This is a genomic window from Parabacteroides timonensis, from assembly GCF_900128505.1.
In the GTDB taxonomy this organism is placed as follows: domain Bacteria; phylum Bacteroidota; class Bacteroidia; order Bacteroidales; family Tannerellaceae; genus Parabacteroides; species Parabacteroides timonensis.
In genome coordinates this window covers 82,845-97,832 of the sequence record NZ_LT669940.1, presented here as the reverse complement: position 1 = coordinate 97,832, position 14,988 = coordinate 82,845, and the positions used below count along the sequence as shown (strand labels likewise).

Annotated in this window: 9 protein-coding genes; 1 reads left to right on the top strand and 8 read right to left on the bottom strand. The window is 44.9% G+C overall.

The window, feature by feature from the left end; genetic code table 11:
• Window positions 1-15: 15 nt before the first annotated feature.
• Both BQ7394_RS01235 and BQ7394_RS01230 read right to left on the bottom strand, forming a co-directional pair.
• Window positions 16-2,973, bottom strand: a complete 2,958-nt coding sequence (locus BQ7394_RS01235; RefSeq protein WP_139317663.1) for a M26 family metallopeptidase — start codon at window positions 2,971-2,973, stop codon at window positions 16-18.
• Between the two features lie 355 nt (window positions 2,974-3,328).
• Window positions 3,329-4,564 carry an MFS transporter gene (locus BQ7394_RS01230; RefSeq protein WP_075555707.1) on the bottom strand — a complete coding sequence of 412 codons (1,236 nt, stop codon included), beginning with the start codon at window positions 4,562-4,564 and terminating at the stop codon, window positions 3,329-3,331.
• A gap of 226 nt (window positions 4,565-4,790) precedes the next feature.
• Here BQ7394_RS01230 and BQ7394_RS01225 point away from each other — a divergent pair, with 226 nt between their 5' ends.
• Window positions 4,791-8,750 (top strand): hybrid sensor histidine kinase/response regulator transcription factor, encoded by a 3,960-nt coding sequence (locus BQ7394_RS01225; protein WP_075555706.1) that lies wholly within the window; start codon window positions 4,791-4,793, stop codon window positions 8,748-8,750.
• A gap of 77 nt (window positions 8,751-8,827) precedes the next feature.
• Here the strand turns inward: BQ7394_RS01225 and BQ7394_RS01220 are convergent, their stop codons facing one another.
• The 6 genes from BQ7394_RS01220 to BQ7394_RS01195 form a co-directional block, all read right to left on the bottom strand.
• Window positions 8,828-9,988 carry a 1-acyl-sn-glycerol-3-phosphate acyltransferase gene (locus BQ7394_RS01220; protein ID WP_075555705.1) on the bottom strand — a complete coding sequence of 387 codons (1,161 nt, stop codon included), beginning with the start codon at window positions 9,986-9,988 and terminating at the stop codon, window positions 8,828-8,830.
• Between the two features lie 12 nt (window positions 9,989-10,000).
• On the bottom strand, window positions 10,001-11,008 hold the full coding sequence (locus BQ7394_RS01215) for a D-alanine--D-alanine ligase (RefSeq protein ID WP_075555704.1): 1,008 nt from the start codon (window positions 11,006-11,008) through the stop codon (window positions 10,001-10,003).
• 2 nt (window positions 11,009-11,010) lie between these two features.
• Complete coding sequence (locus tag BQ7394_RS01210) at window positions 11,011-12,087, bottom strand: RluA family pseudouridine synthase (RefSeq protein WP_075555703.1); 1,077 nt, start codon at window positions 12,085-12,087, stop codon at window positions 11,011-11,013.
• A 2-nt stretch (window positions 12,088-12,089) separates the two neighbouring features.
• Window positions 12,090-12,713: a PASTA domain-containing protein gene (locus tag BQ7394_RS01205; protein ID WP_075555702.1), complete on the bottom strand. Its 624-nt coding sequence runs from the start codon at window positions 12,711-12,713 to the stop codon at window positions 12,090-12,092.
• A 123-nt stretch (window positions 12,714-12,836) separates the two neighbouring features.
• A complete protein-coding gene (gene rpmH / locus BQ7394_RS01200; RefSeq protein ID WP_075555701.1) occupies window positions 12,837-12,989 on the bottom strand; it encodes a 50S ribosomal protein L34 in 153 nt (50 codons plus the stop codon).
• A gap of 97 nt (window positions 12,990-13,086) precedes the next feature.
• Window positions 13,087-14,976, bottom strand: coding sequence for a RagB/SusD family nutrient uptake outer membrane protein (locus BQ7394_RS01195; RefSeq protein WP_075555700.1), 1,890 nt, complete (start codon window positions 14,974-14,976; stop codon window positions 13,087-13,089).
• Window positions 14,977-14,988: the final 12 nt, after the last annotated feature.

The window sequence follows — 14,988 nt, the reverse complement described above, 5'->3', positions numbered from 1 at the left end:
ATGTATAAAATATATTTATTGGGATAATGGATTAGGAAAACCGGAAGCTATCTTATTATTCTTCAACGTAGGAGCGCCTTGCCCGTCAGTACCGAACAACCAGATGTCAGTAGAATAGCCGGAATAAGTGCCTTTCTGACGCATCTGAGTGGCGTTTTTCGATACAGATCCGCTCTTTTTCATATCCCCGTTGGAGGCGGTGTCGAGGTAATAGCAGTTCAGGCAATCCACGTTTTTGTCGTCTTCTCCACCGATAATACCCCAGCCAGTGGTGCCTACATTATAGCAGTTCTTGATCCGAAGGTCTTTCTTACTTTTGTTTTCTTTCTGTCCGACGATACCGGCCAGAAGTGTCTTGCCCGATACCCAGGGCACTTCTCCCATATTGAAGCAGTTTTCCACAGTCGTTCCATCAAAGGCACGGCCGAGGATACCGCCCACTGCACTGTTTGCATCGACCTTACCGACATTGAAGCATTGATCGATATAGACGTTCTCTTCCTGTTGACCAAAGATTCCTCCTGCAGCAGAAACATTCCTTCCGGATATATCGGCATAATTGGCACAACGAGAAATCCGGATCTCATATCCCAGTTCTTCACGTAATCCGCTGATACCACCGAAACCGTCTACATTGCTGGTTGCCGTAGAGGTTAGGTTGACAAAGTTCTTACAATCCTCAATCAGGACACTCTTGTTTTTATTGTTTTCCAACCGTCCAACAATGCCGCCGACAGCTCCACCGGCTGCAGTAATACTGCCGGTCAACTGGGTAATCCCGCTGAGTTTGATCTGCCCGACGTTATCTGTATTGGTTTCCGCACGCATAAAACCGATCGCTCCGCCTACGCAAGTACCGCTTGTACTTGAAGAAGTAATCACAATCTTACACGTATTAGTGCCGTTGATCACTCCGGTTACTCCAGTTGCATTTCGCAACCGCATATAACCACTTATACCACCGACATACGAACGAGCATATATATTTGCATGAACGGCAGGTTGTTTGTTTATGATGTATGACTTGGAACCGACCTCCATTTCAAGGCTTCCGATTACACCGCCTACATAATATTCACCTGTGATTTTCATAGAACCTCCTTCATGGCTGACACGGCTGTTCTCACCAAAGTTAAGCTGACTGTTGCTGTATCCGACCAGACCTCCGAGATAATAATTCGTACTTGTCACCGATCCGTCATTGATCATATGTATTTCGCATTGGCTATCCATTTTATCCACATCACCGATAATACCTCCCACCGCTCTCACGCCTACGATAGTAGCTTCATTAGTCCAGGTACCTTTACATGCAAGAGCCGTTCCCCAACCCACAATTCCGCCACAGTGGTAGCCTGTCGCATTAATGGATCCACGATTGGTGAAAATGGCATCGGTATTCATATTTTCCAGACGACCGGCTACCCCACCACTATAGTCATGGGCTTTGATATGAGCGTAAGAGATATAAGAGGCCGAAGCGCGGGCTTCCAGAGAATTGCTGTGTCCGACCAGTCCGCCGACATAGTCGTATCCGGTTAGGGTAGCGGTTGTCCCCGACTCACGCATGAATATATTCTCTCCTTCCAGAGTAAGGGAGCCGCCACCGGCAAAACCACCCACATAATTATGACCTATAATACTGATTGAGAACGGAGTTACCAACGGTTGAGTCAGAAAGACTTCCCAAGGAAAGGCATACGAATTGTAACTCATCGTTGCGCCGACCCGGCAACCGGCAAAGGTGCCCCCAGCCATTCCGGTGATCCCTCCTGTATAGTCATAACCTTCAATAGAACCACCTACGTAGCAATTGGTAAACGAACCTCCGGTTCCGGTAATGCCTCCTACATTCTTGCCCTTAGGAGCTGTAACCAGTCCGGTAAGGATGCAGTTCTTAATCTCGGAAGAGGTGGTATAGCCAATCAACCCGCCTATATTAGATGCTGATTTATCTGATTTTACCTTTACAGCAAGACTGGAAACACAGTTTGTAACCGTGACATCGCCCGAACCTACCAGTCCGCCTATATTGGAAGCGCCATCTATAAAGCCGGTCAAACTTATATTTTCAAGCCGTGCCCCTTCTTCCGAATGGCAGGCAACCGCTCCTATATAGTCTTTTCCATTTAAAGCAACAGAGGTAAACTCGATATCATGCACATAGGCTCGCGATCCTAATGTATAGAAGAGCCCTGCATAATCTTCCGTAGAGCTGCTGGATAGCAAGTCGATCGCATTACCGTTACCATCTATCATGCCGTTAAAGGAGGTGGAACTTCCGTTGACATTATGTCTACCGGCAGGTTGCCACCCCTTATCGGTAGTTATCTCAGGCAGTTGGAAATTGATATTCGCTGTGAGTTCGAAACATTTGTCTGTTAAATCATTACCGGCAGTCAACTCGGTACAAATAACATCGTAAAAGTTTTTTCCGCACGCAATGGCAATAGGGTCTGCCGCACTCCCCACGCCTATCTGATCGGCTTCCAGGTTGAAGCTCGAACGGAAAACGATATTGTCCGGGTCTTCGACCGACAGGCGGGCACCCAAGTAAACGGTATCCTGTATGCCTGCCTCCGCAGTTACCTCTGCTGCTTTCACAGCCAGGTCTTTCTTCGGGAAAGTGATATAGTTCAGATGGTACATCTGGTGGGGAAGTTCACTTAGTATCGGGTCTTCCGCTTCGATAATCAACGAGTCAGCCGTAGCTGAAAGGAATGTGTTGACAGGATAAGTAATCCGGTCGTCTACTCCTTTTATATGAATACGGCAGTTAATTTTAGAGAATAGTATTTCGAGTCGTCCCAGACGGGGAAGTTTCACTGTTAGCTGGCGTATTCCAAATTCCTGTCCGGGTATGCTATTCTCCGAGGGAATAATAATATCTTCTTTGTCGTCGCCGCAAGCCAGGAAGATTGCCTGAAAAAGGAATAACACCAAAGCTGCAAAAATTGGTTTGAAAGTGTTCATAAGCATTCACATTATTAAGTTTAACTGATATATTCATAATCGCATCTTAACAGACAAGTTATTTTTATACGGCTACCGTACCCGGTTATCGTGACTGGCTACTTCTGGTTCTGAACGAAGTGCTTAAGTACTGATAAGTAAAAGTATGTAAATAGGAGTAAAAACCTTTAAAACACCGATAGACAATTGAATAGACAAATGCATTCAGCAAAGAGGAAAGCCGGATAAACAAAGGATGAGAAAACAGCTTGTCTGGCGGATAGTGGCTTATTAAAATAAAAAAGGGACACCCTCGTGTCCCCTTTTTTCATGTTTGGCGTAAAAAATATATATAGTCTTGAGAATTAAATGCGTATTATTTATCTGCTGTTTTAAGGCTTACCGGTTTGAACAGGAATATGAACAAAAACAGTAATACTGCTGTACAAATAGAAGATATTATAAACAGTACCGGCCAGTCGCACTTGTCACCATCCCGGAAAAATCCTATCAACCATCCATTCCACAATGTACCGATCAGGAAGCCTACACCCCATACCAGGAAGAAAAGAAGCCCCTGAGCCTGTGCTTTCATTTCCTTCGGGGCCACATTATCCGTATAAACCTGTCCACCGACATAGAACAATCCGAAAATCAGCCCGTGTACGATAATTCCGATATAATAGAACCACTGTTGTCCGGTTTCCGCACCGAAAAAGAAGGCTCCGTAACGGACCAGCATAGCTATCATACCAAAGATCAATGTATTCTTAATTCCCGACTTCACAAGGATCGTCGTAGTGATAACCAGGAAAAACATTTCTGCCAACTGTCCGAAGTTCATCGTCACCGTAATATTTCGTACCTGCTCGTCTGCCAGAATCATAGAACCATATACATGATAAAGTGTAAACGGTATAATCGACAGGAAAGTCAGTATCATAAACACCCGGTAGTTCTTATCTTTCATCAGCGAGAAAGCGCTGAAACCTGTAATATCCATCACCGATATCTTTGAACTCTTTGCTACCGAGGGAGGAGTATGCGGAAGTGTCAGATTAGCAAAAGCGGCTATGAAACAGACACCGGCTCCACAATACATCGGCAGATTCGTATCGTCGAACGCTTCCATTCCTAATAAATGGATAGCCACCAGACTGAATATCCCCGAAGCAACCCAACCGACCGAACCGAACATACGTATACGCGGAAACTGCTCGGACGGAGCATGGCTCATCGCGATCGTACTTGTCAGACTCTGTGTCGGCATGTGACAAAGCATAGCCATTACTACAAAGAACATCAAAGGAAGAAAATCCTTTTGCTGGGCTGCCAGTAAGAGAAAGACACCCGTTAATATATTCAATACTGCTAATATCTTTTCTGCGGCAAAGTAACGATCGGCAATCGCTCCGATAAAAGAAGAAGCCATTGCACCGATAGCCATCGCACTTAATACTAAGGAGACCTGATACACTTCCAGCTTAAGTGTGTGTGAAAGATAGGCAGCCAGTGGCACCCACCAGACAGCACTTAGCATGTACTGAAGAAACATCATCAGGCAAAGCTGAACTTTTGTTCCGATTCTTGTATTAGAATGTAGTGTACTCATGATAGTGAATAAAAAGGTTACTTGTTGTGTTTTCCAATTTCGTTGATCAAAAGTACTCCTTCCTGAAAAGAATCTCTATCCGTTCCGGTTGCATTAATTCCCGTATTTATCTCATTCTATGGCATTCTCACCGGGTATGATACAATTTTTGAAATCCGTGATACAATAAATGAAAAGTCGTAATACAATTTTATATATCTTGCAGTGTCAAACAACAAACTTATTTATGAGCTATCTGAAGTTGATCTTATCTATACTTTTCCTGTCTTGTTCCCACTGGATATTTGCCGATGAAAGCAACTACCTTTTTCGCCATTACCAGGTGGAAAACGGATTAAGTGATAATATGGTGACCTGTTGCATACAGGATAAAAGCGGTTATATATGGATCGGGACACGTGACGGTCTGAACCGTTTCGACGGCTACACATTTAAAGTATTCCGTAACGATGCCGACGATACCGAGTCGCTTGGAAATAACTGGATCACCCATCTGAACTGCGACCACGACGGAAATCTATGGGTAGGGACTCTTTCCGGATTATACCAGTACAACGAAACAAAAGAGTCGTTCCTGCACGTACCCTTTACAAAAAATAAAGGGATCGACCTCTTTCAGTTTGATAAGAACAACCAGTTATGGCTGTTGATGGACGGAACCTTGATACAATATAATATCTCCGACGGACAGTTTCGCATCTTTGCCGGCAACAAAGGGCAGACCTATACCTCTTTTTGTATCATGCCCGACAACTCTATCTGGCTGGGAGACTCGGAAGGTCTTATTTCCCTGTTGAACACGGAAGACGGGACACTCGACTCGTACGACCTCTTTGCACATTCCCCGGCTACAACATCCCGGAAACTGTCCATGCTCTATCAATCGCCTTCTTCCGCCAACATTTATGTAGCCTTCGAACATGACGATGTAAAAATATTCAATGTACTCTCAAAAACCTATCAGGATCTGAATATACAGGAAAAGAATCAACTGACGATCCTGATCAACTGCTTCCTCGAAAAAGACAAAGAAGAACTCTGGATAGGAACAGATTCAGGTTTGTTCATCTACGACCTATTATCGGGAACCTGCAAACGGATCCGGCAAGACCCCCTCGACCCGTATGCCCTTTCAAGCCATTTCATTTCCGCCCTCTTTGAAGACCGGGAGGAAGGTGTTTGGATCTGCTTCCATCAGAACGGCCTGAACTATTACTCACCCTTCCGCCCGTTCAACGTATATTATCCCTGGAACGAGCCGCATTCTTTGAAAGGTGAAGTTATTCGCGACATTTGTAGCGACGCCTATGGTAACAGGTGGATCGGAACGGAAGACGCCGGAGTGAACTGCCTGGAAAAGAAAACAGGGACATTCACGAACTACCAGCCCGTTCCCGGTGTGAAAAGCCTTTCCCATACCAATATCCGCGGACTGGCCGCCTCAGGCGACAATCTCTGGATCGGACATGTAATACACGGCATCGACCTGATGGATATACGGACCCGGAAAGTGATCAAACATTACGACCTGTTGAAAGACACCCGGACAGTCAAAAACAGCACGGTACGCTGCATCAAAGTCCTTCGCGAAGGGGAAGTATTAGTCGGGACAGAAGACGGTATTTTCCGTTACGACTACCTGAACGACCGTTTTGTATATGCCCCCCAGTTTCCACCCTTTGCCGTAAACTGCCTGTATGAAGACCGTTCAGGAAAGATCTGGCTCGGCATGTTCAACCGGAGCTATTACTTCAATACGACCAGCAACACCGGAATGTATCTGCAATACGACAAACTGAATACCCAACGTCACAACTCCGTGAACGATGCCTGCGAAGATAAAGACGGAAATATGTGGTTTGCCACTGTGGAAGGCGTCATCAAATATGACTTCCAGACCGGAGAGTCATTACACTATACCGTAAAGAACGGAATGCCGAGTAACGTAGCTTTCCGTATCCTGCCGGATGAGAACAACAACCTCTGGATCAGCACAGCCAATGGCCTGGTCTGCCTCAACACGCAAACGGAAAAGATCATGACCTATACCGAAGCACACGGTCTTGTCACCCGGCAGTTCAACTATAACTCAGCTTTCAAAGATAACGACGGGACGCTTTATTTCGGTACGGTAAAAGGCTTTGTCCATTTCAAACCCACCGATGTAAGGCCGGCCGCCGAAAAAATGGATGTGCACATCAGTTCGCTCGACATACAGAACGGAACAGGCGGAAGAAAGATTATCAACAGTTCTTCCTCCTCCGACGTAAAAAATATTACATTGAACCACAGTCAGTCCACGTTCAACATAAACTTCTCTTCCCTCAACTTCATCGCACCGGGTTCCATACAATATGCCTACCGGATGGTGAGTCTCGACAAGGATTGGATACCGCTTGGCGAACGTAACATCGTGTACTTCACCGAACTGCATCCCGGCGACTATACCTTTGAAGTAAAAGCGGCCAATCTTTCCAATAACTGGGGAGATAAAATAACCCGTTTGCACATAACCGTATTGCCGCCCTGGTGGGTTTCCACTACGGCATACATTATATATTCCGCATTCATTCTGACTATTATCATTTACTTTATCTTTTACTGGCGCCGGAAGAACAAACGTACCATGGCATACAATATGCAAATGTTTGAAAGTAAAAAAGAAAAGGAACTCTACCAGGCTAAGATCGATTTCTTTATCAACATCGCACATGAAATACGTACCCCACTGACCCTGATAAAGAATCCGCTCGAACGTCTATTGAAATCAGACAAGATCGGTGAAAAAGAGAACAATTCGCTGACATTGATGGACAAGAACGTATCCCGCCTACTACTGCTGGTCAATCAGTTATTGGATTTCAGAAAAACTGAAATAGAAGGATACCGCCTGAATTTTGTTCGCACAGAGGTTGTATCGCTACTGACCGAGACAGCCAAACGCTTTCAGGAAATGGCCACAGAAAACAATCTGCTGCTCAACCTCGACCTGACCGTACAGGAACTATATGTATTTGTAGACAGGGAAGCACTCACCAAGATTATGAGCAACCTGTTCTCAAATGCCGTTAAATATGCAGCCGGCAGTATCGTGGTCCGCTTGCAACCGTCTGCCGATTACGAGACTTTCACGATCGACTTTATCAACGACGGTATTCCCGTTCCGGCAGAAATGAGAGAAAGAATATTCGAACCCTTCTACCGTATCAAAGGAAATGAAGACAAACCCGGAACCGGCCTGGGCTTGCCTTTGGCACGCTCATTGGCCGAAATGCATCATGGAACGCTCGAACTGGCAGATACTTCGGGTAACCAGACTGTATTCCGTATCACCTTACCGGTCAAACTGGCTAGTGCCGTCAAAGCAGCCGAAGAAGAGCCACAGCCGCAATCGGAAGCCAGAAAAACCGCTTATACCTGGGAAGAAACTCGTCCGACCCTCCTTATTGTCGAGGATAATAAAGAAATGAGTGCTTTTATCGCCGACGAAGTCAACGAAAACTATAATGTATTGATCGCCGGCAACGGTGTAGAAGCATTGGAACAACTCAAAAAACAAAGTATCCAACTGATCATCAGTGACGTTATGATGCCTGTCATGGATGGCTTCACTCTACTTCAAAGCGTAAAGACAGATCTTGAATTCAGCCATATCCCGGTCATTCTGTTAACGGCTAAAAACACGATGCAGGCCCGTTTGGAAGGGTTGGAGCTGGGAGCAGACGCATATATCGAGAAACCGTTCTCCACCAGCCTGTTGATGGCGCAAATATCCAATTTGCTTTCGAACCGGGATAATATCCGTAAGTTCTATTTCAACTCGCCGATAGCGAATATGAAATCGATGGCCTACACCAAAGCCGATGAAGGCTTTCTTGAAAAGCTGAACGAAATTATCAACGAGAACATCGGTAATCCCGATCTGGATGTCAATATGATTGCCGACCTGATGCACCTGAGCCGCCCGACCTTATACCGCAAGATACGTGCGATATCAGACCTCACCCCCAACGACCTGATCAAGATCAGCCGTTTGAAAAAGGCTGCGGAATTATTACTGCAAGGAAATATGAAGATATACGAGATTTCAGAAGCAGTAGGTTTCAGTTCGCAATCTTATTTCTGGTCAGCCTTTATCAAGCAGTTCGGAATGAGTCCGTCGAAATATGCAAAAGAAAACCGATAGGATAATAACCACAACAAATCAAAAGGGACTGCCACGAAGATGACAGTCCCTTTTCATATATCTCGGTTCTATTTTTCTTATTCCTGGTTTGCCAGGTAATTCTTCAAAGGATTCGTGTACATTTCAAGTATCTTCGTGCGCAGGAATGCTTCGTCTTTATTCGGCAAGACAATCTTATCCAATTGTCCCTGCAGATACTCTTCAAAATGTTTTTTGTCTCTCAACCCGTAGTTACCGCTGAAACGTTTTGTACCGGTCAGCATATCATACGCCACATAGTTGCAAGGATAGAAACGATAATGTTTATAAATTTCCCTATCGATGATAGAAGCGATAGCAGCAACCAATTCATTCTTTTCCATATTCCTATCGAGAGCAGCCAACTGGTCGTTGATCGGTTCCGTCAAGGTGAAGTGAACACGTCCTTTATTATTCAGGATACCCGTCTCCATGCTCAATAAATCGTCACGCTGGCTCTTCACATAATCAGGATCATCGCGTTTCATCTGGAACTCTTTTGCTTTCAGGAAGTCGCACGGATCGTACTCGTAAGAGATAGCAACCGGGAAAATATTCAAATCCATGATGTTGGAAACGATATCCTTCCCTCCGCTCATATTCAACATTTTCAAGACACTACCCTGTGTGCGGTCGTTTGAATCTTTGGCACGGCCTTCGCGCTGCGCGATCCAGATAGATTCTTTCGTTTCATTTATCGTATGACGGATATATGCCGAAAGTTTTTTACTTACATCCAGCATTTGGCGTACAGAGACACCACGTTTTACGATAAAACTGTTATTCAGGCGAACCAGTGTTTCGATCCAGGGACGGATCATCAGGTTATCACCTATCGCTACCTGCGTCATACCATACCCCACATCATACAACATTACATTCAGGAATGAGGCATCCAGAACAATGTCACGGTGATTGGAAATAAACGTACAAGGCTTTTTATCTTTCGGAAGACGGCTTCGTCCGGAGATTGTCAGTGAGAAAGTCGTCTTATTGGCAACCATCATCACAGCTTCGTAAGCCAGCTTCGATTTAAAGTCTTCTTTTGTCTTGAACGAACGCATCGTTTCAGAAAACTCTTCCCAGTTCACATCCGGTTTGATGTACCGGAAGGCCCGCTCGAAATCTTCGTTGGTTACCAGTGCTTCAATAGCATCCTTCACCTCGTCGTTGTTCAGCGGACGAATGTCGTCAAAATTATAGGAAACTTCTGTATCCATATCTTTTTATTATTATTTACCTACCTTTTGCAGTTCATTTTCAATTATGTCAGTCATGACCTCCTTGATGTCCAATCCGGCAGCCCGAACCTGCTGCGGAATAAAGCTGGTAGCCGTCATACCCGGTGTCGTATTTACCTCGAGCATTTTCGGTTTACCGTCTGCTTCGATAATAAAATCAACCCGGATGAGTCCTTTGGCGCCCAGTATGTCATAAATCTTCGATGTTTCGCGTTGTACTTTCTCCGTCAGTTCGGGAGAGATACGAGCCGGAGTTATCTCGTCTGACTCGCCATTATACTTCGCGTTGAAATCAAAGAACTCGTTCTTTGTAACCACTTCGGTAAGCGGAAAGACAACTTCCTTCCGGGCAGCCTCCGGGCCGCCACCTACCTTATAACAACCGCAAGTCACTTCTGTTCCTGAAATAAAACTTTCCAGTATGACCTCGTTGCCTTCAGCAAAAGCCTTTGCAATAGCAGGTTGCAATTGTGAAACTTCCTTCACTTTTGTAACGCCGAAACTGCTTCCCCCATCATTCGGTTTCACAAATACCGGCAATCCCAGACGGCCTACAACTTCCTCGTCTGTCACTGTCTGTCCTCTGAACAAACGGATAGAGTCAGATACATTGATACCGAAACTATGCAAATAATTATTACAAACAAATTTATTAAAGGTAAGAGCGCTGACCAACTGATTGCACGAAGAATAAGGCATCCCTATCATATCGAAGTAGCCTTGTAATCTGCCATCCTCTCCCGGAGTACCGTGAATAGTGATATAAGCAAAGTCGAAGTGCTTCACTTCACCATGCTCCCGGAAACTAAAATCATTTTTATCAATTGGTGTATATTCCCCGCCAGGAAGTTTAACCGCCCATTCGCCTTTCTTAACGATTGCAATATATAAATTATATTTGTCTTTATCAATAAAAGAGTAGATTCCTTCTGCACTTTTTAATGAAACAACAATCTCGGAAGAATCTCCTCCGGCTACAATAGCAATGTTCTTTTTCATTTTTATATTTCTTTAGTATTTGCATATATCCGCCACTTCTCTATCAACTGTGTCATATCAGCGGGAATCTCGGAATCAAAAAACATTTCCTCGCCGGTAGTAGGATGCACAAATCCCAGCGTTTTGGCATGCAGTGCCTGCCGGGGACAGATGGCAAAGCAGTTCTGTACGAACTGTTTATATTTAGTAAAAGTTGTTCCTTTAAGAATTTCGTGCCCACCATACCGTTCATCGTTGAAAAGTGTATGACCGATATATTTCATATGTACACGAATCTGGTGCGTACGTCCGGTTTCCAGGCGACACTTCACCAATGTCACATAGCCCAGGCGTTCCAATACGGAATAATGAGTAACGGCCGTTTTTCCCTGATCTCCTTCGGGAAAGACGGTCATCTGCATCCGGTCGCGGGGATCGCGCCCGATATTACCTTCTATGCGGCCTTCATCTTCCTGCACGATTCCCCAGACCAATGCCCGGTATTCGCGCTTGGTCGTCTTATTAAAGAATTGCAGGCTCAGATTAGCCTTTGCTTCCGGTTTCTTGGCGACAACCAATAACCCGGATGTATCTTTATCTATACGATGCACTAATCCCAGCCGGGGATCGGACGGATCATAGGTCGGATCGTCTTTCAGGTACCAGGCCAACGCATTGACCAACGTACCGGTATAATTACCGTGTCCGGGATGCACAACCAGTCCTGCCGGTTTATCAACCACCAGCAAGTCATCGTCTTCGTATATTATTTTAATAGGGATATTTTCAGGAATAATTTCCAGTTCGCGACGGGGACGCGTCATCACGATCGTCACCACATCCTCGGGTTTCACACGGTAATTACTTTTTACCGGCTTGCCGTTTGCCAGGATACAACCCGCATCGGCTGCCAATTGTATCCGGTTGCGGGTGGCACCGAACATACGGTCGACCAGGAATTTGTCTACCCGCAACAAAGACTGTCCGCGATCGGCAACGAAGCGGAAATGTTCATACAGCTGGGGAGTTCCACCCTCCTCTTCCTGTCCTAACAGGTCATCAGCCTGTTCATCATCCATTTCGTCGAAAAATTCATCCATCGTTAAAACCAGTTTTCTTCTTCACTATCCAGCGACTCGACGGGCATAGTCGACAAAGAATCTTCGGGAAGGACTTCGGCCTCGCCACTGCTCACTTTAAGAATCAAAGGAGCGGTGAGCGGGACATGCTCGCCTTTTTCCAACGTTCTTCCACGCAAATCGACAGAAACAGCCAGGTCTTTAAAGTCACCCGGAACATATTCGATCTCCACATTCTCAAATCCACGGGCACGCAATAAGGCGTAGGCCTGGCGGAACGACAAATCTTCCACCTCGGGAATAGTAGCCATCTGCGATGTCAATGCATTTACCGTGATAAATACGATCCGGCCTTCTTTTACCTTCGATCCGGCTGAAGGCACCAACTCCACAATTGCTCCCGGACTAACATCCTTGGAGAATACAGAGTCGATCACATTATAACGTAAGTTGTTATTCTTGAAGAATTCAGCAGCTTCTTCCACCTTCAATCCTTTCACATCCGGTACGACAACTGCCTCGTTATGTCGCGTATACTTATCGAGCCATTTCAAGGTTCCATAAATCAGGCCACATGTCACGACCACTGCCAATAGCAGGTTCAAGACGTACGGATTCTTTATCAGTTTAACAAAAAAGTTATTCATTTCTATTTTGTATTTGTAGGCGGGATCAAAAGTAGAAAACAAAGCCGTTAAAACAAAGAAAGTAAAGGCTTTTTAGCAAAAACCTCTACTTTCTTTATGAATAATTTCTTTAAAACGGATTGATTATCCGTTATATTCGTCAGAAACTGATAACTTAGCTCTTCCTTTAGCACGACGAGATGCTAATACTCTACGACCATTAGCTGTTGCCATTCTTGAACGGAAACCGTGCTTGTTCTTTCTTTTTCTGTTGGAAGGTTGGAATGTTCTTTTCATCTTTCTATATATTTATTTATTATTATCTTATATACCAATTCGGGCTGCAAAGATAGAGGCTTTTTTTTAATAAACAAAGAGTTGAAAGTTTTTTCTTTTAATTCCAGCCCGGATTTTGTGTCAGATTCGGATTCAAGGCGATCTCATTGGTAGGAATCTGATACAGATAGTATTTCTCCAGCCAACCTTTACCTGTTTTAACCGGATCGTTATACATATATACATATCCTTCCGTTTTCCCGGATGCATCGGCAAAACCGGTGTTCAGATCGATGAACTGTCCGCTACTACCGATCTGTTCTTTGGTTGCCCACTGACCGTATTGTACCTTGTTCACAAACCATTCGGCTTTTTTCCAACGGCGCACATCATAGAAACCAAAGCCTTCTCCCATCAGTTCCACCATACGCTCGCGGCGGATCTCCCAAAGAACCGGAGCTACCGACGGATCGCGTTTCCGATCAAAGCTGTCATTTATTTCTGCAACTGCCATGTTTGCGATTTTAGCCCGTGTACGCAATTTATTGATAGTCGCATCAACTACGCCCTGATTAAATTCACCTTTTTCAAATTTTGCTTCTGCATAATTCAGTAACACTTCTTCTATCCTGAACAACGGCACATCGGAAGTTCCCTGATTTTCTCGTGAATCGTCCCACACATTATAATAACGGTATACATAATTACCGCTACGAGCTACGATAAATCCCTGCCCCCAGTTATTCGTAGAGAAATGAGGAACACCTTCCAGTACGGATGCCGACCAGTTCATCAGCGGAAAGACCTTATGCTTACCGGCTTCCCCATGTCCGCCGCCATAACCGGTGTAAGTAGTAACCCCCATCAGATCCATGTACTCTCTATGTGCCGGATCATCAGTATATTCCCAGGAATTATTGTTATTGGTGCGCACCACCTTATAGGGAGGAACAACAGTTTCCAACAAGCGATAGTCGCGGTTACGGAATGTGGCATACATCGTTTTATCCGTCTTATCCCATTCGTATTCTTTACTTGTCGAGACCGGTTTCCCGTCTTTACACAAGTACATATCGACAATGTGCTGCGGCATTTCCACATTATGGGTAGAAGTTCGTTCCACATGGGTCAATACATAATTCGTAAAGATGCTCGGAATATATTCCTGATAAAGGATCACACCCGGAATACCCGCCAGGTCAGAAGTCAGCATTTCACCGAAGTTACTGTGCACCGTCGGATAAGTAGCCATCAGACTCTCAGACGCTTTGACGCAGGCATCGAAATATTTCTCATAATCACCCAATTCATGATATTTCCGCCAGGTTCCTTCAAACAGGGCAAAACGGGAGATCAAGGCACGTACTACATGCACATTGATCGTATTATCCCCGTCGCCTGCCGGTTTTATATATTGTTCAGCGTATAGTAAGTTTTCAAGCACTTTATCTGCCACCTCTTTACGCGGCGTACGGGAACCATAAGCCACTTCCGTATCGCTATCGCCCAGTACATGCTCAACCCAGGACACATCTCCGAAACGGGCAATCAGTTCCGAATAATAATAAGCACGGAAAAAATAGCCGACGGAACGCCAATGTTCCTTATCCGCGTCGCCCATAGCCGAATTATCGATATTATCCAACATCAGGTTGACATTACGGATAAAAGAAAAGTCCCAACCGTTCCCGGAAGATACGTCTGTTATCGTCTGGAAAGCATAACTATTCCCACTTCCCAGGCGCCGCATCAGGTAACCCGCATTGATATCCCCCTGATAAGAAACAGCACTGGCATAACCGCCGCCCGTACCCGGACGCCGTAGCATATTCCCGTTCGTAAAAACATTATATAATCCCCATGAATACGTTTTAAACGTACTATAAGTAGAGAAAACCGTTTCTTCAGTCAACGAATCCTGCGGATAACGCTCCATGAAATCGTCATTACAACCAGGTAAGGCAGCAAGACCTGCCATTATCATCAAAGAATATAGTATTTTTTTCATTTTCCTGCTAGT